The organism is Chitinophaga sp. (assembly GCF_035538455.1).
Lineage (GTDB): Bacteria > Bacteroidota > Bacteroidia > Chitinophagales > Chitinophagaceae > Chitinophaga.
In genome coordinates this window covers 1-22,266 of the sequence record NZ_DATLKJ010000226.1, presented here as the reverse complement: position 1 = coordinate 22,266, position 22,266 = coordinate 1, and the positions used below count along the sequence as shown (strand labels likewise).

The following is a 22,266-nucleotide window of genomic DNA, read 5'->3' as shown; positions in this document are numbered from 1 at the left end:
TTCGGCTGGTAGAGGATTTGAGCCAGATGGGAGTTGAACACGTAAGTGGCTAAAAATGAAAATAATGTGTAAAAAATGAGAAGAAAACTCGAAAAGTTGGAGAATGAAAAAACCGCCATAAGATACTGTCTTTCAAGTATTTATGACGGTTTTATGTACCCCAGATGGGAGTTGAACCCACACTCGCATTGCTGCGAACGGGATTTTAAGTCCCGCGTGTCTACCAATTCCACCACCAGGGTATCAAGGTGTAAAACCTTGAGCGGAAGACCGGGCTCGAACCGGCCACCCCGACCTTGGCAAGGTCGTGCTCTACCAAATGAGCTACTTCCGCTTGTTTAAGAACTACCAACGCTTTCAGCCACAGTGGCTTTTTTTGTTGGGATTGCAAAGATAGCAATCTTTTTGATGTTGCAAAATTTTTTTGATATTGAAACGAAAGATTTTATGCATTCCATAATTTTTACCTGCATCTATGGATTCAGGTCATACTTATATCGCACACTACCCAGCAGCTCTTTGCCCTTACCATAGCAGCGTTCGCCAAGTGGCAGCCCGTTTGGCTGATACTCATATTCCCAGATGGTGTACGATAATGTTGCCGAATTGATCGTAGTCATTTTACTCAGTCTGCCCTGCGCGTTGTATTCGAAGATATAGTCCGGCAGCATACGTTTTTTCGCAGTGTTGTAACGGAATACATCGGTAAGGTGTCCCTGTTTGTCGTAATTGTAATAGGTGCGCTTCACTGGTGTGCCTTTCCGCTGTTCCGCTTCTTCCGTTACTTTCCCGCTGCTGTCGGTCTTAAAGAGTACCACAGCAGAGTCGGCACTGCCGCTCTTTTTCTGTATCATCTGTTGCAGGTGGCCGGCGTTGTCGTAGCTGTAGCTGCGGTTCTCGTCAAAGCGCATCTTATTATCGCGGGTCGTAGCGGTGCTGTTGATATACTGCAGCCTGCCCGCTGCGTCGTAGCGGTACAACGTAACGGTAATACTGGCTTCGGTACTGTCAACGGTTTTAGTCAGCTGTCCTTTTGAAGAAAAAGAGGACGTCATGGCGGAGTAGCCTGTAGCCTTTGATTGCGTCTGGGCTCTCATCTGGTGATAGGTGGGGCTCAGCGACCGTTCACATCTGAAGTCGTTGTCAATATCCATACTGGCATCCAGGGTCAGTACTTTCTGGGTCTTCACCTTATTGGCTTTCAGCAGCGCCATATTGTCGATGGTCTGCTGTGTATTGTAGATATCCTGGAAATAATACTGGCTATATGCCTGTCCGGCCAATGCCAGTAAACCAAATGACAGTAGAAACAGTTTCTTCATGAAAAATAAAAATCAATGATTTTCAATGATACAAATGTAAAACGCAAAATTCAATTTAAAATTTTTCAGATGTATATCTGGGGTGTTAGGTTTTCAGAAGCTTTTTTCTCTATCTTTATTCGCCCATAACTCATCACACTTGAAAACACAGCCTCTTAGAGAAGACAAGCATTGCCTCAACTGTGGTACAGAAGTACCGGAAAGGTATTGCACTCACTGCGGACAGGAAAATACTGTTGTTCATGAAACCTTCGGCCACCTGGTAAAGCATTTCACCGCAGATATTTTCCACTATGATTCACAGTTCCTGGCCACCCTTAAATACCTGCTGTTTAAACCAGGCTTCCTGACGAAGGAATATATGACCGGCCGGCGGGTACGCTACGTGAATCCGATAAAACTGTACGTCTTTGTTTCCTTTGTGTTCTTTCTGGGCGTTTTCAGTATCCCTGGTATGGGAAGCCATGAAGAGGCTCCTAAACATGCTGCTGCTGCATCTCATGGCTCCGGCTCCACTATGGAAAAGCTGAAATCTGCAGATCCTGAAGGCTATACAGATTTAAAGAAAGAAAAAGACGCCTGGTTCCGGAGCGACAGTACTGACTATGCTTCTCTGACACAATATGATTCCATACAGCAGCAGCTTCCTGATTCACTGAAGGACAGTGGGATTAAAAGAACCTCCTTAAGAAGGTTACTCCACCTGCAAGATAAGTACGGCAGCTCCGATGTGCAGGAGGTGATGACTGAAGTATTCCATCACAATGCAGCCAAACTGATGTTCCTGCTGTTGCCGCTTTTCGCATTGCTGATGAAACTGATGCATAGCCGGAAACGTTGGCTCTATGCCGATCACGGGATTTTTGCGATACATTTCCATTCTTTCCTTTTTATCATATTGCTATTGGGTGTTATACTGGATAAACTTCTCCCGGTAGAAAATATCATCAGCTGGGCAGTGTTCATTGGATTAGTCTACCTGGTCATTGCACTGAGGAATGTTTATCAGCAGGCCTGGTGGAAAGCCATCTTGAAAGCCTGGGTACTGACTATTGGCTATTTCACTGCATCGGTTATTGTGATTGTTTTTTACTTTATATTTCTTTTCTCATTTATTATGTAACTTCAGGCATGCAGCCAGAATATATCGTAATACACCAACAGGTGGCCCCATATGTGGCCCATATCCAGCTTAACCGACCAAAAGAACTCAATGCCCTTAATCTTCAGCTGATGGGCGAATTAAGGGACGCCCTTAAATTACTGGACGCCGACGATAACGTGCGGGTTATTGTACTTAGTGGTAACGAGAAGGCATTCGCCGCCGGAGCCGATATTAAGCAGATGGCGGAAAAATCTGCCATGGATATGTACAATACAGACCAGTTCAGTACCTGGGATGCTATCAAGAAAACAAAGAAGCCAATCATCGCAGCCGTGAGTGGTTTTGCCCTGGGCGGCGGTTGTGAGCTCTGCATGTTATGTGACATGATTGTAGCCAGTGAAACAGCCCGCTTCGGGCAGCCGGAGATAAAGCTGGGGGTTATGCCTGGCGCTGGTGGCACGCAGCGCCTCACCCGTGCAGTTGGTAAGGCTCTTGCAATGGAAATGGTGCTTACCGGCCACTTTATCACCGCTGAAGAAGCATTACGCGCTGGCCTTATCAACAAAGTAGTGCCCGTTGAGCTGTTTCTCAATGAGGCCATCAAATTGGCTTCAGAAGTGGCTGCTATGGCCCCGTTGGCGGTTAAAATGGCCAAGGAAGCCGTACTGAAAGCTTTCGATTCCTCCCTGGAAGAAGGGCTGCACTTCGAGCGCAAGAACTTTTACCTGCTCTTTGCTTCAGAAGACCAGAAAGAAGGAATGAAAGCCTTCACCGAAAAAAGAATACCCGATTTTAAAGGCAGATAGTTACCTGTAAAGTCCGGCATGTTAGTGACCGATCATTAAGTATTTTTATTATTTGAATTGTTAATCCTTTCATAGATACTCCTGCGTATATAACAGGAACGGATACGGATAGGTTAGTGGTGCCTGATCCGGGGCTTTCCCCTTCTGTGAAAAATTAATATTAACCATGACTGTGAAAACGATAACGGTAATCTCTCTGGCTTTGGCTTTAGGGATGAATGCCTGCAATGGTCCTGCTCAGAATGTAAGGGCTATTGTGCTGGCTGATGACGTGCAACAAACACCTGTTGATACCATGATCGCTATTGCGGATACCATCCAGACAGATCCGATAGCTTCCTGGAATTCCTTTATCAAATACGATGGCCGCTACGTCGAAGAAGCCTGTATCTTTGATACAGAACCGCTGAAAACCCGCCTCGGCCAGTTACTCGGCAAAGCCCGCAAGTCTTTTTTGGAAAGATTTAAAGTAACACCCCCTGTAGAGATAGAGAACCGCGTCCTCTTTAATGAAGGGTACATGCCTGGCAAATCCGGCACAGATGAGGCTGCCTTCGCCATTGATATGGAAAGGGATATTATCTACGTAGGTTTCACGATCAATAAATCCCTCATGCTTTTCAGCGAAAAAGGAGACACTGATTACCCGGATAAATTCCTCCAATGGACGCAAAACCGTTGACCATTGACGATACATGAAAACAAATGAATGAATATAAAAGAGGGCGGCCCATTCAGCATATTCCTGAATGGGCCGCCCTTTTTTATAAGTCAATTAGTCAATTATTATCCGCTATAATCTTCTCCATGACCTCCCCCTATCACTTTCATCAAACTAATCACAAAAATCACAGTTCGGACAATTACCCGCTTCAATCTCTGCTCATCAAAAACATCAACGGTCAAATTTATTCTTCAGCGCTGCCAGTTTGGCCTGGAAGTCATTCATAGGCGCTTCTTTCGCAGGTTTGTTATCTCTGCGTTCACGCGGCTCTCTACGTTGACCGGCGTTGTTGCCGCCACCTTTCTCATTGTCTTTCATAGACAATGAAATACGTTTGCGTGCAGCATCTATTTCCAGCACGGTTACCTGTACTTTCTGGTTCAGTTTAACCGCTTCGTTAGGATTGCTGATGAATTTATTTGACAGATGTGAAATGTGTACGAGACCATCCTGTTTAACGCCTATATCTACGAAGGCGCCGAATGCAGTGATGTTGGTAACCACGCCGGGCAATACCATACCTGGTTTCAGGTCTTCTATTTTATGAATGCCTTCTGCATATTCGAAAATGGCTATCTCATCGCGTGGGTCACGGCTGGGTTTGGCCAGTTCTTTGAGGATGTCTTCCAGTGTCAGCAGCCCCACATCTTCGCGGATATAATCTTTCGGATTGATCTTCTTACGCAGGTCATCTTTACTCATTAGTTCCCGGATGCTGCAATGCTGCTTTTCAGCCATTTCGGCTATCAGTGTATAGCGCTCAGGGTGTACAGCTGAGTTGTCCAGCGGGTTATCGCCGTTTTCAATACGCAGGAAGCCCGCGCACTGCTCAAATGCCTTATCTCCAAGACGATGTACTTTCTTCAGCTGCAGGCGGTTGCTGAATGCGCCATTTTCTTTACGGTATTTAACGATGTTCTCAGCAAGAGAAGGACCGAGCCCCGAAATATAAGCCAGCAGGTGCTTGGAGGCGGTGTTGAGATTTACGCCCACGTTGTTCACGCAGCTTACCACAACGCGGTCAAGGCTCTGCTTCAGTGACGACTGGTTTACATCGTGCTGATACTGACCTACACCAATAGATTTCGGATCTATCTTCACCAGTTCTGCCAGCGGATCTATCAGCCTGCGGCCAATGGATACGGCGCCACGTACGGTAACGTCCTGGTCAGGGAATTCTTCACGGGCTACTTCAGAAGCGGAGTACACAGATGCGCCGCTTTCGTTCACCATGAATACGTTGATCTTCTTACCAAAGTCAATCTTCTTCACAAACTCTTCGGTTTCACGACCTGCGGTACCGTTACCCACTGCAATAGCGGAAGTATCGTAACGGTTGGACCATTTCTTCAGCAGGGCTTCTGCATCATCTCTTTTATGATTTTTTTCCAATGGGAAAATAACATCATGATCCAGCATATTGCCCTGGTTATCCAGCGCAACTATCTTACAACCTGTTCTGTAGCCCGGGTCAATGGCAATCACTGCCTTGGGGCCGAGAGGTGCTGCAAGTAACAGCTGACGAAGGTTTTCGGCAAATACGTCTATGGCTTCGGCATCAGCTTTTTCTTTGGCTTCTGCTCTGAATTCATTTTCGAGTGAGGGGCGCAACAGGCGCTTATAGGCATCTGTAGCTGCTTTGGTAACCTGTTCGGCTGCAGCGCCTTTACCGGTGACAAACTGCTTGTTGATGATGGCGTTGGCATCTTCCTCAACAGGTGCAATGCTGCTGAACAGTATACCTTCCGTTTCTGCACGGAATATCGCCAGCACACGGTGGGAGGGAACATCGCGGAGGTCTTCCGAAAAGTCGAAGTAGTCTTTGTATTTATTGCCTTCCTCTTCCTTGCCTTCAGTAACCCTGGAGGTGAGCTTTCCCGTATTGGTAAACAGCTTACGCAGCTTGTCGCGGCATTCTGCATTTTCATTGATCCATTCTGCAATAATATCACGCGCACCTTTCAGGGCTTCGTCAGAAGAGGCCACCAGTTCATTGATAAATGTTTCTGCTGCGGAAGTGTCGCCGTCCTGCTGCTCAAACAGTAGTTTGGCCAATGGTTCCAGACCTTTTTCAATAGCTGCAGTAGCACGGGTTTTGCGTTTTGGTTTATAAGGCAGATAAATATCTTCCAGTTCCGCCAGTACCCATGTCGCTTCCAGCTTGGCCAGCAGCTCCGGTGTCATTTTCTCCTGTTCCGTTATGGTCTTAATGATAAACTCACGACGGTCGTCCACTTCCTTGTAACGCTTCTGCAGGTCTTCAATACGACCTATCTGTACCTCATCCAGACTTCCCGTTACTTCTTTACGGTAACGGCTGATGAAAGGTACCGTTGATCCTTCAGACAACAGGTTCATGGTATTCTCCGCCTGCCTGGCAGCGATACCTAATTCCGATGAAATGAGCGCAATGTGTTTCGGATTCATATCAATACATTTTGGGATTTTCGATTTTTTGATCCTTCCTGACCCTGCTCCCGTGAAAGTCCTTACTGAAACAGCTTATCTGGATAATCAAATCCGTAAATCTCTTCTTTTTACAGCTCGCAAATGTAATTAAAATGCCTTTCAAACATCCGGATATTTTTAATTTTCCGGACAGACTTTTATCCCCCGGCTAAACAATCACATAATCACCGTCAGGATAAGCGAATAAATCACTTAAATCATAGTATTTTTACGGATATGGAAAAGACAGCTACATTCAACAGATTGTTAGATATTATGGATGATCTGAGGGAGAAATGCCCCTGGGATCGCAAGCAAACTATCCAGACGCTGCGGCAGCTCACCATCGAGGAAACCTACGAACTTGCTGACGCTATCACAGATGAAGACTGGAAATCCATAAAGGAAGAACTGGGGGATATCATGTTGCATATGGTGTTTTATGCTAAGATCGCTTCCGAACGGCAACAGTTTGATATCAATGATGTGATCAACGGCGTGTGTGAAAAACTGATTCACCGGCATCCGCATATCTATGGAGACGTGAAAGTGGAGAATGAAGAGGATGTAAAGCAAAACTGGGAGAAACTGAAACTGAAAGAAGGCAAGAAATCCGTTCTCAGCGGGGTACCGGTATCACTGCCAGCCCTTGTAAAAGCCATGCGCCTGCAGGAAAAAGCCAAACAAACCGGCTTTGAATGGGATACCACCACACAGGTATGGGATAAAGTAAAGGAAGAAGTAAATGAGCTGGAAGAAGTAGTGCAGAACGGAAATCAGGACGACATCGAAGCCGAATTCGGAGATGTGATGTTCTCGCTCGTCAACTACTCCCGCTTCCTGAACATCCATGCCGAAAATGCCCTGGAACGCACCAACAAAAAATTTCAGCGCCGGTTCCAGCAAATGGAAGCTCTCGCCCTCGAACAGGGCCGCCAGCTCAATGATATGAGCTTAACGGAAATGGATACACTCTGGAATAAAGTAAAAGAAACAGAAAAGTTATGAATTTTTTGATTCGTGAATTTTGAGATTTCAAATGCGGCGAGATTTTAATGTTTAACAGGAAAATTTAATCGTACTGTTTCAAAATTCATAAATCTCAAAATCCCAAAATATTTATTCATTGATCGACATTAAAGAAATACGTCTTTTCTTTCTGCGGCATGGCTATCTCCTGATCATTGCGGCGTGGCTTTTCACCTTCGCTTTCCTGTTCAGTAACTACTGGTCATACTACTCTTCTCCGCAGGGCGTAAGACGCAGCCTGGAAAAAAGTATTTATCAGCGGGAACAGTCGTTCGATAAGCTGGTGCACGACACCTTTACCGTCAATAGCCTCTTTCAGCGTAATTATGACGAACAAACGCTGCGCCGTCTCAATAAACGCAGCTACTACCTGTTTGCGTACGACTCCAGCACGGTGGGCACCTGGCTTACATTCTGGAGCACCAGCCAGGTACAGCCAGAGGAGATACAAAGCAACCTGCAGCCCGGCTCCCGCTTTGTGAAACTGAAGAACGGTTTCTATGAAGTAATCACGCACAAACTAGCTCCTGTAGCCGGACATCAACGTTTTCTGGTAGCTGCAATACCCGTACGCATGGAATACGCTATCCGGAACAGCTTCCTGGTAAGCCACTTCTACGATAAGGCGGAACTCGGCCCGGAATACAATATTCACATGGAACTGCCCTCACTGGTGCTGCCGGAGCATACCATTCAGCCGGTGCATAACGGTAAGGGACAAACGCTTTTCTATCTCGATTACAATTCATCCATCAACGTTCATCCACCCAATACACTCAGCGTGATCTTGCGTGTGCTGGGCTGCATCTGTGTACTGATATTCCTCAACCTGTTTGCATCATTATTGGCCAAAACCACCAACCCGCTGTATGGTTTCCTGTTCCTGTTTGTAGTGGTGTTCGGACTGAGGCTGCTCAGCTACATGTATGCCTTCCCCTTCAACCTGCGCGCGCTCAATATCTTTGATCCGCTTATTTACGCCAAGGATGAGATCTTCCGCTCGTTGGGTGATCTCCTGCTCAACGTGCTGCTCACATTCTGGATGATCCTGTTTTTCCGTGAGCATGTGAAAACCATCAACCCGCCTGTAATCAGGAAGAGGTGGCTGCAGAGTATCGTTATCATTGTAGCATCTCTGGTGCTGTATATCCTGGAGCAGTTCCTGGCAGATCTGATTCAGAGTCTTGTGATAGATTCCAAGATCTCCTTTGATGTCACCAATCCGTTCAGTCTTACTGAATATAGCGTCATCGGCTTTGTTGTACTGGGCTTCATCTCTTTCAGCTTTTTATTTTTCTCGCAGATCATTAACTATCTGCTGAATGAACTGACTAATTTCCAGTATCGCGCCAAGTATATCTGGCTGGCAGCTGTAGGTACTATCTGGCTGCTGTTGCGCACCGGTAATCCCGACTTACCATTGTCTATCACCATGGTGATATGGTTGCTGGTATACACCGTGCTGCTCGATTTTCTGGCAGACCGTTTCGAGAACAGCGTAGCCACCGTGCCATTCCTGTTCTGGCTTTTCCTGCTCACCATCACTACTTCCGGCGCATTGGTATATTTTAATAACCAGAAGGAATTGTCTGCACGTGAAAAGGTAGCGGAAAACCTCTCCCGTCAAAGGGACCCTTATCTCGAGATGCTGCTCAATGATCTTGGGAAGAAAATAGAACAGGACGAGTATATGCAGTATTTCTTCCAGAATAAAGGGGAGAAGCCCGCTAAATATTCGCTGGAAACATTGTTGCAGCAAAAGTATTTCCAGGGTTACCTGAGCCGCTTTGCCGTGGCGTTTTTCCCGTATGATGAAAACGGACAACCCATCTATCCCGGGGATACCGTGAGCCTCGTTTCGTTCAACCGTCATATGTTCTTTGATGCAGAAGCCTCTTCAGCAGGTGTGGGCGGTAATGATCTTTATTATGATGAAAATAGCTTTAACGACTACCGGTATATAGGCAAAAAGGAATTCCATAGTAGTATAGACCATAGCGGAACCGGCTGGCTGGTATATGTACTGTGGCCCAAGGTCATCAATAATGAGCGCCTCTATCCTGAACTGCTGGTGGAAGGAGATCTGTATGATGCCGGCAGGGAATCATCAGCAAAATATTCCTATGCGGTATACGACAAAGGAGTGCTGAAAAGTAATAACAGTGATTTCCCGTTCCCCATCCGTCTGTATCCCAACGATCTGCCAGCCGGCGATATGGTGGTGAAAAAGGTAGATGGCCGCTCAGAGCTGATCTATAAGGCGCCGCCGGATAAAGTGGTGATTGTGGTGAAGGAGAACAGGAGCTTTGTGGAATTCATCACATTGTTTGCCTACATGTTCTGCCTGTTCCTGCTCATTATTGTCGTGTACAAGATATTTGACCTGCTTATCAAAGCGAGGATGCGGTTGAGCAACCTGCGTGCCCTCGTGAGTGTGAGCATCCGCAGGAAAGTACATGGTACCATCATCTTTGTAGTAGTATTCTCTTTCATCATCCTGGGTATTACCACCATCATGTTCTTCATCTGGCGTTCAGAGGCGCAGAACCGCGAACGCCTGAGCAAAACAATGGGAGAGGTGGCCAATGATATGGAGAATGTATTACAGCGTCAGCAGATGTCTGATGCAATTGATGATATATTTGATCCGGTGTTTATGGAACGGCTCACAGAGTCGTTGTCTGATATTGCAAATGAGCGGGCGCTGGATATCAACGTGTACGACCGCGATGGCAACCTGCAGCTGACCACGCAGCCTATGATGACAGACAAGGGGCTTATATCCCGGAAGATAAATCCCCTGGCTTATTTCCAGCTGTTCAGGGAAGAGCGCATCCAGTTCATCCAGATGGAGCGTATCGGGAATATGCCTTTTCTGTCAGGATATATGCCGCTGCGCAACAGCGCCGGCGATGTAATTGCCTATCTGAATGTCCCCTACTTCGCTACGCAGACGGAACTGAATCAGCAGATCTCCAACTTCCTGGTAGCGTTGATCAACCTCAATGCATTCATCTTCCTGATTGCCGGTATGGTAGCGCTGCTGATCACCAATTCCATCACACGTTCCTTCTCACTGGTTACAGAAAAGCTGCGCCACGTGAACCTTGGTCAACGCAACGATGAGATCGAATGGGATAAGGATGATGAAATTGGAGCGCTGGTGAAAGAGTATAATAAGATGGTAAGAAAGCTGGAAGTGAGTGCAGCCAGGCTGGCTAAAAGTGAACGTGAAGGCGCATGGCGTGAGATGGCCCGGCAGGTGGCACATGAAATCAAGAACCCGCTTACGCCAATGAAGCTGAGTATACAATATCTGCAACGCGCTATTGCAGGTGATTCGCCCAACGTGAAGGAGCTGTCGCGCAAGGTAGCAGGCACACTGGTAGAGCAGATCGAGCACTTATCCAATATAGCTTCCGACTTCTCTGCATTTGCACGTATCGACGAGCCCAATAATGAAAGGATATTGCTCAATGAGCTGCTGGGGTCACTCTCAGGATTATATCAGAGCCAGGAAGACTGTGAGATTATTTATGTGGATCTTGGGGAGGAATGTTATGTGTTTGCAGACAAAACGCAGATGAACCGACTGTTCACAAACCTGGTGCTGAATGGTATCCAGGCTATTCCGGAGAATAAGAAGGGCCATATTGTGGTACAGCTGCAAACCACCACAGACCGCTATGTTATAGTAAGCGTCACGGATAATGGTAGCGGTATTTCGCCGGAAGTGCAGTCCAGGATATTTGTACCGAATTTCACCACCAAGTCATCCGGTACCGGGCTGGGGCTGGCTATGTGCAAGAATATAGCAGAGCAGGCGCGTGGCGAGATCTGGTTTGAAACCAAACTGAATGAAGGCACAACTTTCTATGTAAAACTGCCGTTGGTGGAATAGCTGCAGGCTTTTAGGCTTGACATAACTAAAGCCTGCAAGCTGAACAACAAACTTATTAAAGTAAAAAGCCGTTCTGCAGTCGCAGAACGGCTTTTTACTTTAATAAGTTTGTTGTTATTGTTCCTGTTTAGGCACAAAGCTTTCTTTGATCTTTTCGAGCAACTTGCTTTGATTCATTTGTTCGGCAAGCAGCAGCATATTTTTAAAGGCGAGGCCCTGTGAAATGCCGTGGCCAATAATTACAGGTTTTGAAACACCGAGAACAGGAGTGCCTCCGTATGCTTCGAAGTTGAACTTGTCCATATAATCATCCTTGATATTGCGTTTTACCGCGATCTCATGGAATGATTCAGCCAGTTTCAGTACAACGTTGCCGGTAAAGCCTTCGCAGACAATCACATCGGCTTTGTCGGTAAAGAGGTCTCTGCCTTCTACGTTGCCAACAAAATTGAGTTGTTGGGCCTCTTTTAACAGCGGGTAGGTTGCCTGGGCCAGCAGATTGCCTTTGCCTTCTTCCTCGCCAATGTTCAGCAAGGCTACCTTTGGATTTTCTGTTTTCAGAATGTGTTTTGAATACAGAGAACCAAGAATGGCAAATTGCACCAGGTTTTCAGGTTTACAGTCAGCGTTGATACCAACATCTAGCAGTACGCCGTAAGTCCCGTTTTCACGGGGGACAAGGGTAGATATTGTTGGGCGTTGCACTCCTTCTATTGCCTTAATAGAATAATAGGTGCCCACCATCATGGCGCCGGTGTTACCAGCACTGATGAAAGCATCTATTTTTTCGTTTTTAAGTAAATAGAAGCCAATAGAGATGGAAGATTGTGGCTTCTCTTTCAGTGCCTTGGTAGGGTGTTCATTCATCCCGATTACCTGGGATGAATGAACAACTGAATATCTTGATTGGTCCAACTGCGCATCTGCCAACAAAGGATGTAACTGTTGTTCATCCCCTATCAGTACAAGATGTGCATCAGATGCAACGGATTCCAGAAAAAATTTTACTCCTTTTACTGCTTCTGCGGGGGCGAAGTCGCCACCCATCATATCAAGCCCGATTCTCATGTAACTCAAGTTTGTTCTTGTTAGCTTCGGGTAAAATTAGTAAAATTAATTATTTGGCGCTGCTCTGTTTTTCCAGCACTACTTTTCCTTTGTAGTAAAGTTTGTTTTCTACCCAATGAGCACGGTGTCTCAGGTGCACTTCTCCGGTTGCGCTGTCTGTGCTTAATGTATCCGCTACCGCCTTATAATGCGTTCTTCTCTTTGCTGATCTTTGCTGAGAATGTCTGCGTTTAGGATTTGGCATTTTATTTAATTTTTAATTGTCCTTAAATTTATCCAATCCTTTCCAGATTGGGTTATCACTTTCTTTTGCCTGCCGGTTCATTCGTTCCAGCATTTCGATCACCTTAGGATTGCACCCGCTGCTGCCATCCGGTTTATCAGGATGGATATGTTGCATCGGGATGCTCAGCAGGATGAACTCGTATATCCAGTCAGCCACATTCAGATGACTCTCTGTTTTGGAGATATACGCTACATCCGGATCTGCATCTTCGCCGCTCATTTCTTCAGGATTATCCACCAGCTTTACTACCTGGTTGAAATCATCCCATAACTGCAGCTCAAATGGTTCTCCGCAACGGTCACATGTTACTGTCACAGTACCGCCTATTTCAAATTTCAGCATGAAGAAATTAATCTTCTTGTCCAGACTCAACGTTACACTCGCTTTACAGTTGCTGAAATCCTGCGGCCCTTCATAGTTGTCAAAGAAACTGTCTCCGATCTCATACTGAAATGAATGCACCCCTGGTTTTAATCCTACAAAGGCAATATCAAATTCGCGGAGTGGTTTCATATCAATGTCCTCACTTTTAGAGGGATGCAAAGGTAATTAAATATTTGCAATTGCAAAAATTTCATAAATTTGTTCACTAACGATATCCTAATTATATATATTTATATAATAAAATATCTGCCATATTTGCTGTATGCGGCATCAGGCGTGAGTTGCAAAGATAGTCAATTCAGCTCTTAATCTCATACCTGATTTTCATCATACAACATAATAATGAAAAACCCGTAAGTCCCCTTATTCCATAGAGCATGACGTCCATAGGAAAGAAAGCAGGGCCAATAATCCCTCCTGTTGCCAGCAGCGAAAAGGCAACGGCGGCAACCGGTATGCTGTCTTTACCAATTACCACCTGGCTCAACAATACCCGCGCAGGAATACTGGTTACCGGTGAAAATCATGAATGCCGCTGGGTCAACAATGTATTTCTCAACTATCTGTCAGCGCCTTTCCCTGTAAATACAGAGCTGTCCACATTAATCGCTTATTTCAAACCGCTGATGGCCGAACCGGCCGCCTTCGAGGAAAAGATCCACCGCCTGCTTCACAGCAAAAAGCCTTTTTACGGCTGGGATATTACCCTCGGCAGCGGACAGGTACTGGAAGTGATGTACATGCCCGTTTTTGACGATACAGCCACCTTCCGTGGCAGTATCTGGCAGATACTCAACATCACCCGGCGCAAGAACATTGTGGAGGAAATAAAGCGGAATGAAGAGAAATTCAGAGTACTCCTGAATAATCTCAACGCTGCTATGTGCGAAACAGATACCGGAGGTAACATTACCCGCGTATACGAAAGCTTCTGCCGCCTCTCCGGCTATACAGAAGAAGAACTCCTGGGAAGAAACATCACAGATGTTTTTGTGCCGGAACAGAACCGCGCCTATGCCCGCCAGCTACGCAGACATCGAATGGACGATAATGTGCCGCTTGTATATGATATGGAAATTGTCCTGAAAGACGGCTCCCGCCGCTGGATATTAGCCAGCTCCGCTAATGTATATGACCGCCACGGCAAAATCACCGGTGGGGCAGGTATCCATATGGACATCACAGACCAGAAGAACCTGCAACGCGAGCTGGAAGAAGCCCACCGGGTAGCCGAAGAAGCACGCCTCGCCCAGAAAGATTTCCTCGCCAGCATGAGCCATGAAATACGAACGCCGCTCAATGCCATCATAGGAATGGCACACTTGCTGGACGAAACCCGCCTGGACGAACAACAACAGGAATACGTAAACATCCTGAAACACTCCTCCGGCATACTGCTGGGTATAATCAGTGATATATTGGATATTTCCCGGATAGAAGCCGGAGAACTGCGGATTAACCAGCGGGAATTCAATCTCCGTGAACTGATACAGTCATTAAAGCATACCTTTGAATTGAAACTGGGCCGGCGCCCGGTAAAGATTACCGCCGAACTGGATGCCGCCATCAACACCTGGCTCATCGGGGATGATGGATTACTGAACCAAATATTACTCAATTTGTTAGGTAATGCAGAAAAGTTCACGAAAGAAGGAACCATCGCCATCAAGGCAGTGGAGGAAAGCTGGCTCGATAACAAACTGTGGATACGTTTTCGCATATGCGATACTGGTATAGGTATCAGAAAAGAAAAACTGGAGCTGATCTTCCGCAATTATAAGCAGGCGGAAGACGATATACGCGCCAATTACGGCGGAACAGGCCTCGGCCTCGCCATCGCCAAACAACTGGTGGAACTCCAGGGAGGAACTATCACTGTGGAAGATGTACCCGGATTCTGTACCTGTTTCAGCTTCAACCTCCCCTTTATGGACAGCAGGAAACCCCTGTCTGCAACAGGAGGAAAACCCGGACGAAAACTCGTACAACGCACCTTTGACGGCGCCCGCGTACTGGTAGTGGAAGATAACCCGATGAATCTCAGGTATATCATGAGCCTGCTGGAAAAATACAAGATCAACTATCAGCTGGCTACCAACGGACCCGATGCAACCTGGTTCCTGGACTCACGGCAATATGACCTTATCCTCATGGATATCCGTATTCCCGGCATGAACGGACTGGAACTGGCGCAGAAAATAAGATCCGATGAAAACCAGCCTAACGTAGCTACACCTGTTATCGCCACTACGGCCGTGGCAATGGAAAGCACCGCCACCATGGCCAGAGTAGCGGGAATCACCGACATTCTGACGAAACCCTACACGCCAGATCAGCTCTTGCAGGTGTTTAATAAATATCTCAATGAAGAAGAAACAGAACTAATAATGGAAGAAGTGCAGAACATCAGTGGATTTGAGTTTCACGAAGGTTTGGATGTGAAATACCTCACAGCTCTCTATGAGAACAATATTTCCTATGCAGCAGACCTGTTTGAAATCTTTATCAGAACCATCCGTGACGAACTCGAAAAACTGCGCGTCATGGTAAATGACAAAGACTGGGAAGCCATGAAATTCCAGGTACATAAACTGAAACCCAACTTCGCCATGGTGGGCCTTACCTGGATCAGTGCAAAAATGCAATCCCTCGAAAATACCCTTCGCTCCAACCAGCCGGAACACGAAGAGGCGACCGTCGCCCTGTTTAACGAAATCGTAGATGATGTAAATAAAAACTATCCCGTGGTGGAAGAAGAACACAAAAGGATGCGCCAGTTTATAGATACCACTGCTCAGTAGGATTGCAATATCTCACGGATACTGCTATAATAATTTCCTCCAAACAAGATCAGATGTACCAGTAGCGGGTACAGCTGGCAGACGCCTATCCGTTGCTGCCATTCTGCAGCCAGCGGCCAGGCTGCCTGATATGCCTGGTAAAAGCGGATGTCAAAGCCACCAAAAAGCCTTGTCATAGCAAGGTCCATCTCCCTGGGCCCATAATAAACCGAGGGGTCGAAAATACAGGCTTTCCCATTCTGCCCTACCATAAAATTGCCGGACCATAAGTCGCCATGTAGCAAAGACGGCGCCTCTGGGGGGAATATCTGTGGCAGCCTGCGGCAAAGCCGCTCCATCTGCTGCATCATATGTTTGTCAAGGATCTGCTGATCATATGCCATTTTCGTCAATGGCATCAGGCGGTTGAATGCATAGAACACAGACCAGCTGCTATAAGGGGTATTGTATTGTTTTAATGAACCAATATAGTTGGGAACAGCCAGGCCAAAGTACTGATGACTCCTGCGATGCATGCCCGATAAAGAAACAGCGAAATCCTCCCAGAAATCATTTACCGCATTACCTTTCAGCATCAGCTCCATAACCAGATAGGAACGCCCGCTCACACTGCCAAAGGCCAGCGGCCTGGGAATATTCAACACTTGCGTGCTGCGCAACAGCTCCAGCCCCGCGTACTCCTGCGCAAACATATCAGGGTAACGCCTGGCATCATTCATCTTCAGAAAATAATACCCTTCGTTCGTGGCTATACGAAATGTTTCATTTATATCTCCCCCCTGTACACTTTTTGCCTCATTAATATGTATTTTCACCTTTAGTTGATCGGAAAGTGCTGTACTCAGTTGCTTTTGTAAAATTTCATCTATCATGTTTCACCGCTTATATGGAAACAAACACCAAAGTTAAGAAGAAGATTCTCCGTATCGTACTAACACTTACGGCTATACTATTGTTAAAAGCGTTGTTCGCCTTAAGTAATCGTTTCAGTGATTTCTACTTCCATAGGTGGTACAGCTGGAGTAGTGCGGCTTTTCGTCAGATAACAGGTATAGTGCCTTTCAGTGTCGGCGACGTAATATATGCAGCCTGGATTGTAACCGCCGTATTTTTTCTGTTAAATGTATGTTATAAACTTATCCGCCTTGCCTGGGCAGAAGTAGGGCTGCTGGCCCTGAAAGGCATACATAGCCTGTTGCAGCTATACCTGGCCTTTCTCATATTGTGGGGCTTCAACTATGAGCGTAACACACTGCTGTCCGATACAGGCATTGTTACGGGCGCCATTAATACACAACAGCTATACCATTTATCCGATACACTGGTACAGCTTGTGAACGCGGAAAAAGCAAAGCTGGGCGATACCACCGGTGTTACCCAAACGGATCTCAGTGATACGGCCGTTTTTCATAAAGCCATTACTGCCTATGAAGCGGCAGCGCTTAAGTGGCCAGCCCTGCGTTATAAAAGACCCAGTATCAAACCCGCACTCTTCGGCGAATGGCTGAACTATATTGGTACTACAGGTTATCTGAATCCGTTCACAAATGAAGCGCAGGTAAACACCACCACGCCTGCCGTACTGCATCCATTCATTACCTGCCATGAAATTGCCCACCAGCTGGGTTATGCGCCGGAAGAGGAAGCCAACTTCGTGGGCTACCTGGCAGCAACCAGTATTCCGGATAGCCGTTTCCGTTATGCGGCCAATTTCGATATGTTCCTCTACAGTGTCCGCCAGCTGGCATATAAAGACACCACACTGGCCCGCACCGTCTGGAGTAAGGCAGTGCCGGGAGTAAAAGCCGATTATAAAGCCATCATTAAATTTTATGAACAGTACAGCGGTAAAATAGAGGATTATTCTGCCCAGATGTACGACAAATACCTGAAGGCCAATAAGCAGGAAAAAGGTATCCGCAGCTACGGCGAAGTGACAGGCTGGCTGGTAGCGTACTTTGGAATCAAGGAGTAGCGCAGGGAATTAGCTTTTAGTGTTTGCTGAAGATTGATTTTTTAAACCCCAAAAGCTAACTCCAAAGGCCCTGCCCTAGTTCATCATCAGCACATTTACGCTGCGTTGCAGGATATTAAAGGCTATTTCCGCCATTAGGTTCTCCCTGTCCAGTGTTGGATTCACTTCTGTGATTTCAAAGCAGCAAATCTTGCGGTGCTGCATGAATTTGGCAATAAGATCTTCTGCTTCACGCTCGCGGAGACCATTGCTTACAGGTGTCCCCGTTCCCCTTGAAATAGAAGCATCAAGGCTGTCCACATCAAAAGAAACATAGATATACTCACAGTCGCTCAGGTATCGGAACACAGAACGGGATATATTCTCAGGACCTTTGCGGCGTACTTCACTGGTAGTGATCACCTTCATGCCATATTGCTTGATCAGGTAATCTTCTTCTTTTTCATAATCCCGCAGGGAAATGAAAACTATATCTTCCGGTAATACTTTGGGTGCAATTTTGCCGATGTTCTTCAGTGCATTCCACATTTTGCTGGTGGTATCATCGAGATCATGCACCTTGCAGTCAAGGTTATCTTCTGCAATGGCGGTAGCCAGTGGCATACCATGCATGTTGCCTGAAGGCGTAGTGTAAGGGGTGTGGAGGTCAGCATGCGCGTCAATCCATATCACGCCCAGCTTGGCTTTCGGATGTGCCATCTTCAGCCCTGCAATAGTAGCGCCGGCAGTACTGTGATCTCCGGACAGTAATACCGGGAACCAGTTGGCCTTAACGGTCTCGCATACACTTTTGCTGATACGTTCATACATGCTGAGTGTCCCCTTTATACGCTTCGCATACGGGGATTCAATCGGTTCAAACAGCAGTTTGTTTTCCGTTTCAATGGCTTCCGTAGGAAAGTGTACAAAAAAATTGCTCATGAAGTCCAGGGCTGCAATCTTGATCGCATCCACTCCCAGGCTTGCCCCACGTGTACCCGCACCTATTTCTGATTTAACTTCAATAATTTTGATATTCTTCATAAATACTGCGTAATCTTCATTATCGGCAAGCTACAGGATTTTATGACAACCCCCAAAAGCGTACGCCGTTATAATGATGAAAAAGTTCAATATAATGTATGAACCAATTCCAACACAGTTGCTCAATTGTAACGATTTATTCAATAATTCCCGGATTATGGTTGACAACATTGAATTTTAATCCGCGTATTTTTTTACCTCCTGATTTATAAATAATTTGAGGCAATCACTGTACAAAACAAACACAATTTATAACCATGGACTATCAACTGACAGAAGAACACCTGATGATACAGAGAGCTGCGCGCGACTTTGCTGTAACGGAGTTATTACCAGGTGTTATTGAACGGGATGAACACCAGAAATTTCCTGCTGAACAGATCAAAAAGCTGGGAGAACTGGGATTTCTGGGGATGATGGTAAGCCCTAAGTATGGGGGCGCCGGACTGGATACCATCTCCTATGTGCTGGCAATGGAAGAGATCTCGAAAATAGACGCTTCTGCCTCAGTTGTTATGAGTGTGAACAATTCCCTGGTGTGCTGGGGACTGGAAACATACGGTACCGAAGAACAAAAGCAGAAATACCTCGTACCGCTGGCCAAAGGAGAGATAATCGGCGCCTTCCTGCTGAGTGAACCCGAAGCCGGATCTGACGCCACCTCGCAGCGTACCATCGCTGAAGATAAGGGAGATCACTACCTGCTCAATGGTACCAAGAACTGGATCACCAACGGTAACTCCGCCAGCGTATACTTAGTAATGGCCCAAACCCACCCGGAAAAGGGCAGCAAAGGTATCAATACCCTGATCGTTGAAAAGAACAGTCCCGGTGTGACCGTAGGCGCAAAAGAAAATAAACTTGGCATCCGTGGCAGTGATACACATAGCATTATGTTCCAGGATGTGAAAGTACCAAAAGAGAACAGGATCGGTGAAGATGGCTTCGGTTTCAAGTTTGCCATGAAAACGTTGGCAGGCGGCCGCATTGGTATTGCATCCCAGGCGTTGGGTATCGCAAGCGGCGCCTATGAACTGGCGCTTAAATATTCAAAGGAAAGAAAAGCGTTCGGTAAGGAAATATCCCAGCATCAGGCTATCCAGTTCAAACTGGCGGATATGGCTACCCGTATTGAAGCATCCCGTCTGCTCTGCCTCAAGGCGGCCTGGGAAAAAGATCACCATCTCGACTATACCCTGAGTGGCTCTATGGCCAAGGTGTTCTCTTCCGAAACTGCCATGTGGGTAACCACAGAAGCCGTACAGGTACACGGCGGATACGGATATGTGAAAGAATACCATGTGGAACGTCTCATGCGCGATGCCAAGATCACACAGATCTATGAAGGTACTTCCGAAGTACAACGTATCGTGATCAGCAGAGCGATCCTAACACAATAGTTTCTCGCAAAGCAGCGTAGGTTTCTCGCAAAGCAGCAAAGGAGCAGAGATCGCAAAGGATTTTTTAAGTTAAATAAGACTGTGTAGTGGTACCCGATAATATTCCGGACTATAAAACAGTTCTTTGCTCACTTAAAAAGTCCTTTGCTCTTTGCTCCTTTGCTGCTTTGCGGGAAACTTACACTACCTTTACAGGATGGCAATTAACATCACCGCTTATAATGAAGTCCTGCAACAGTTGAAACCCTACAATGCCAACCTGGTAGCCGTTTCCAAAACCAAACCAGTGGAAGATATAGAGGCTTTCTATGCTGTAGGACAGCGGATTTTCGGAGAGAATTACGTACAGGAACTGACTGATAAACAGGCACAGCTGCCAACTGATATTGAATGGCATTTTATTGGCCACCTGCAATCCAATAAGGTAAAATATATTGCACCTTTTGTGCATACCATTCATGCAATAGACAGTCTGAAACTGCTGCAGGAGATCAACAAACAGGCCGCAAAGCACCAGCGTGTTATCAATTGTTTGTTGCAGGTGCACATCGCTGCGGAGGAAACAAAGTTTGGTATGGACGAGCAGGAGTTACAGCAACTGCTTGCATCCTGGGTAGCAGCCCCTGCATCGTTTGAACATGTACGCATTGTCGGAATGATGGGAATGGCTACCAATACAGCCAACGAAAACCAGATCCGTAAAGAGTTCCACCAGCTCCATCAGTTATTCGGGTCTGTTAAAAACACATTTTTTAACAATCAGAATTATTTCAGGGAACTGTCCATCGGTATGAGCGCAGATTATACCATTGCCCTGCAGGAGGGTAGTACTATGGTACGCATCGGAAGCCTGCTGTTTGGAGAAAGGAACTACAACAAAGTGTAATTTCATCCCGATCACGCTTTTAATGAAAGTCTTATGAAGAAACTATGGATCAGCTTAATGGCCGGGATGGGCATCCTGGCTTGCAATAGCAGCTATGCCGGCAGAACAGGTGAAAAGAATGAATTGAAAAATGGCGTCTGGCAGGCGCGGCTCCACCGCACAGATGGAGTAGATATTGTTTTTAATTTTGAAGTAAAAGATACACAGGGCAAAAAAGTACTGTATGTATTGAATGCGGCAGACAGGTTGCTGGTAGATGATGTGAAGACTGCCGGAGACTCTGTTTTTATCAAGATGCCTTTCTTTGATTCTGAGTTTAAGGCGCGTTTTGCTGCCGGGGGATCACTGGATGGCCAATGGATCAGGCATCTGGCCGATAAGGATGTCAGCATCGCTTTTACTGCAAAGCCCAATACCCCCGAACGTTTTAAACAACACGCCCCCGCTGCCAGGCAGGTTACAGGCCGCTGGCCCGCTCAGTTTATAGCTGCCGGCGACAAAGCCCCTTCCACCGCTATTGGCGAGTTCAGGCAAAAGGGCAATGTTGTTCATGGTACCTTTCTGACCTCCACCGGCGATTACCGCTTCCTGGATGGTATCATGGACGGAGATACCCTGAAGCTCTCCACATTCGACGGTTCACATGCCTACGTATTCACCGGCATCGTTGGGAAGGACAGTATTACCAACGGTCGCTTTTTTGCTGGTATCGGCGATCATGTGGAATCCTGGAGTGCAGTAAAAAACAATAATGCAAAACTACAGGATGAAAAAACACTCGCCACCGTTAAGCCTGGTCAGGAACAACTGAATTTTACATTCCCCGATCTCAATGGTAATAAAGTAAGCCTCAAAGATGAGCGCTTTAAAAACAAAGTGGTAGTGATCACACTGATGGGTTCCTGGTGTCCCAATTGTATGGATGAAACCGGCTTCCTGAGCGATTGGTACAAGAAAAACAAACATAGGGGAGTAGAAGTGTTAGGGCTGGCCTATGAACGTACGGCTGACTTCGAAAAGTCAAAGAAGAGCCTTTCCGGTTTCCTGAGCCGTTTTGATGTACAATATCCGGTGCTGATCACCGGCGTAACACCCGCCGATCCGCAGA

At 46.4% G+C, this 22,266-nt stretch carries 17 protein-coding genes and 2 tRNA genes; 10 read left to right on the top strand and 9 right to left on the bottom strand.

The genetic code is table 11. The features are described from left to right. Positions 1-156: 156 nt before the first annotated feature. The 3 genes from VM802_RS26730 to VM802_RS26720 form a co-directional block, all read right to left on the bottom strand. Positions 157-242: transfer RNA gene (locus VM802_RS26730), tRNA-Leu, on the bottom strand. 19 nt (positions 243-261) lie between these two features. After that, a tRNA-Gly gene (locus VM802_RS26725) sits at positions 262-334 on the bottom strand. A 139-nt stretch (positions 335-473) separates the two neighbouring features. Beyond that, the gene (locus VM802_RS26720; RefSeq protein ID WP_325536501.1) at positions 474-1,322 is read right to left on the bottom strand and encodes a hypothetical protein; all 849 of its coding nucleotides are present in this window, start codon (positions 1,320-1,322) and stop codon (positions 474-476) included. Positions 1,323-1,461: 139 nt separating this feature from the next. Here VM802_RS26720 and VM802_RS26715 point away from each other — a divergent pair, with 139 nt between their 5' ends. The 3 genes from VM802_RS26715 (at position 1,462) to VM802_RS26705 (ending at position 3,915) form a co-directional block, all read left to right on the top strand. After that, complete coding sequence (locus VM802_RS26715) at positions 1,462-2,445, top strand: DUF3667 domain-containing protein (protein ID WP_325536499.1); 984 nt, start codon at positions 1,462-1,464, stop codon at positions 2,443-2,445. Between the two features lie 8 nt (positions 2,446-2,453). Continuing rightward, positions 2,454-3,233 carry an enoyl-CoA hydratase-related protein gene (locus tag VM802_RS26710; RefSeq protein ID WP_325536497.1) on the top strand — a complete coding sequence of 260 codons (780 nt, stop codon included), beginning with the start codon at positions 2,454-2,456 and terminating at the stop codon, positions 3,231-3,233. 172 nt (positions 3,234-3,405) lie between these two features. Beyond that, complete coding sequence (locus VM802_RS26705; RefSeq protein WP_325536495.1) at positions 3,406-3,915, top strand: Ivy family c-type lysozyme inhibitor; 510 nt, start codon at positions 3,406-3,408, stop codon at positions 3,913-3,915. Between the two features lie 213 nt (positions 3,916-4,128). Here the strand turns inward: VM802_RS26705 and VM802_RS26700 are convergent, their stop codons facing one another. Further along, on the bottom strand, positions 4,129-6,384 hold the full coding sequence (locus VM802_RS26700; RefSeq protein ID WP_325536493.1) for a Tex family protein: 2,256 nt from the start codon (positions 6,382-6,384) through the stop codon (positions 4,129-4,131). A 258-nt stretch (positions 6,385-6,642) separates the two neighbouring features. Between VM802_RS26700 and mazG the strand changes: the two genes are divergently transcribed. Both mazG and VM802_RS26690 read left to right on the top strand, forming a co-directional pair. Next, positions 6,643-7,413: a nucleoside triphosphate pyrophosphohydrolase gene (gene mazG / locus VM802_RS26695; RefSeq protein ID WP_325536492.1), complete on the top strand. Its 771-nt coding sequence runs from the start codon at positions 6,643-6,645 to the stop codon at positions 7,411-7,413. A 118-nt stretch (positions 7,414-7,531) separates the two neighbouring features. Beyond that, positions 7,532-11,335: a sensor histidine kinase gene (locus VM802_RS26690; protein ID WP_325536490.1), complete on the top strand. Its 3,804-nt coding sequence runs from the start codon at positions 7,532-7,534 to the stop codon at positions 11,333-11,335. A gap of 114 nt (positions 11,336-11,449) precedes the next feature. Here the strand turns inward: VM802_RS26690 and plsX are convergent, their stop codons facing one another. Genes plsX through VM802_RS26675 form a run of 3 tightly spaced genes read right to left on the bottom strand, consistent with a single transcriptional unit; the run spans position 11,450 to position 13,202 of the window. Next, a complete protein-coding gene (plsX, locus tag VM802_RS26685) occupies positions 11,450-12,403 on the bottom strand; it encodes a phosphate acyltransferase PlsX (RefSeq protein ID WP_325536488.1) in 954 nt (317 codons plus the stop codon). 49 nt (positions 12,404-12,452) lie between these two features. Beyond that, the gene (gene rpmF, locus VM802_RS26680) at positions 12,453-12,647 is read right to left on the bottom strand and encodes a 50S ribosomal protein L32 (RefSeq protein ID WP_106528459.1); all 195 of its coding nucleotides are present in this window, start codon (positions 12,645-12,647) and stop codon (positions 12,453-12,455) included. Positions 12,648-12,659: 12 nt separating this feature from the next. Next, on the bottom strand, positions 12,660-13,202 hold the full coding sequence (locus VM802_RS26675; RefSeq protein ID WP_325536484.1) for a YceD family protein: 543 nt from the start codon (positions 13,200-13,202) through the stop codon (positions 12,660-12,662). Positions 13,203-13,450: 248 nt separating this feature from the next. Between VM802_RS26675 and VM802_RS26670 the strand changes: the two genes are divergently transcribed. Then, complete coding sequence (locus tag VM802_RS26670; protein ID WP_325536482.1) at positions 13,451-15,874, top strand: PAS domain-containing hybrid sensor histidine kinase/response regulator; 2,424 nt, start codon at positions 13,451-13,453, stop codon at positions 15,872-15,874. Here VM802_RS26670 and VM802_RS26665 read toward each other — a convergent pair. Beyond that, positions 15,868-16,746: a fructosamine kinase family protein gene (locus VM802_RS26665; RefSeq protein WP_325536480.1), complete on the bottom strand. Its 879-nt coding sequence runs from the start codon at positions 16,744-16,746 to the stop codon at positions 15,868-15,870. The two genes, VM802_RS26670 and VM802_RS26665, sit on opposite strands and share 7 nt — an antisense overlap. Before the next feature lie 14 nt (positions 16,747-16,760). Between VM802_RS26665 and VM802_RS26660 the strand changes: the two genes are divergently transcribed. Then, on the top strand, positions 16,761-17,849 hold the full coding sequence (locus VM802_RS26660; RefSeq protein WP_325536478.1) for a DUF3810 domain-containing protein: 1,089 nt from the start codon (positions 16,761-16,763) through the stop codon (positions 17,847-17,849). A gap of 75 nt (positions 17,850-17,924) precedes the next feature. Here VM802_RS26660 and VM802_RS26655 read toward each other — a convergent pair whose 3' ends face one another. Continuing rightward, positions 17,925-18,872 (bottom strand): arginase, encoded by a 948-nt coding sequence (locus VM802_RS26655; protein WP_325536476.1) that lies wholly within the window; start codon positions 18,870-18,872, stop codon positions 17,925-17,927. A 257-nt stretch (positions 18,873-19,129) separates the two neighbouring features. Between VM802_RS26655 and VM802_RS26650 the strand changes: the two genes are divergently transcribed. The 3 genes from VM802_RS26650 to VM802_RS26640 form a co-directional block, all read left to right on the top strand. Then, positions 19,130-20,272, top strand: coding sequence for an acyl-CoA dehydrogenase (locus VM802_RS26650; RefSeq protein WP_325536474.1), 1,143 nt, complete (start codon positions 19,130-19,132; stop codon positions 20,270-20,272). Between the two features lie 196 nt (positions 20,273-20,468). Next, positions 20,469-21,158, top strand: a complete 690-nt coding sequence (locus VM802_RS26645; protein WP_325536472.1) for a YggS family pyridoxal phosphate-dependent enzyme — start codon at positions 20,469-20,471, stop codon at positions 21,156-21,158. Between the two features lie 33 nt (positions 21,159-21,191). After that, a partial coding sequence (locus VM802_RS26640) for a TlpA disulfide reductase family protein (RefSeq protein WP_325536470.1) occupies positions 21,192-22,266 on the top strand: 1,075 nt, incomplete at its 3' end.